At 68.3% G+C, this 793-nt stretch carries 2 protein-coding genes; both read left to right on the forward strand.

Annotation, left to right across the window (positions count from 1 at the left end):
• On the forward strand, positions 1-418 hold a 418-nt coding region (locus HNR75_RS15575), incomplete at its 5' end, for a hypothetical protein (protein WP_425506836.1).
• Positions 415-793, forward strand: a 379-nt coding sequence (locus tag HNR75_RS15380) for an IncC plasmid conjugative DNA transfer DtrJ family protein (protein ID WP_188027820.1), incomplete at its 3' end; no start/stop codon positions are given. The genes HNR75_RS15575 and HNR75_RS15380, both read left to right, overlap by 4 nt.

Genomic DNA, 793 nt, shown 5'->3' on the forward strand with positions numbered 1-793 from the left:
AACCACCATCGTCTCGGGCGCGACGGACAGCTCAGACATCCGCGGCGCGACGGATTTCACGTCGAACACCCAGGACCGCATCAGCATGGCCAGCGTGCCGATGATCGAGCCGTCACACGTCGTCGGCCTGCCCAAGGGCCAGTGCTTCGCGCTGCTGCAGGGCGGCCAGCTCTGGAAGGTGCGTATGCCGCTGCCGGCGCCGGACCCGGATGAAGTGATGCCGGCGGACCTGCAGCAACTGGCCGGGTACATGCGCCAGAGCTACAGCGAGGCCACGCAGTGGTGGGAGTTCACCAGCTCGTCGGCCTTGCAGGATGCGGCCTTGCCCGACGACCTGCTGGACGATGCCGCTGCGGCCGAGCCCGGCGCGGTGGCCACCGGCGCCGACGATGGCGCGGGCAACGAGGCCGTGCCATGAAGGATGCCGCCTCGACCGCGCAGCGGGAGCAGAACCATCGCCAAGGCTTGATCGTCGGCACCATCACCTTACCGTTCCGGCTGCTCGGGGTGCTCATTGGCTCGCTGCTGTTTTCGATCGTGGTGGAGTGCGCCGGCATGCACCTGTTCTGGAAGGACCAGGGCTGGCGCCACTCCCAGCAGATGCTGCGGTACGAACTCGGGCACCTGTCCAACCACTTCACGCGCAGCGTGGTGGTACAGGAGCCCGGGCGCACGGCGCACGAGTTGGTGGATACCGGGTACGAGTGGGTGTTCGTGCGCTCGGGGTTGCTGGAGCGCATGAGCCAGACCGCCGAGCGCGTCCGCGCGCCCAGCCACGGGCAGAGCCGCAACT

This window comes from Tolumonas osonensis, assembly GCF_014202415.1.
GTDB classification, from domain to species: domain Bacteria; phylum Pseudomonadota; class Gammaproteobacteria; order Enterobacterales; family Aeromonadaceae; genus Tolumonas; species Tolumonas osonensis.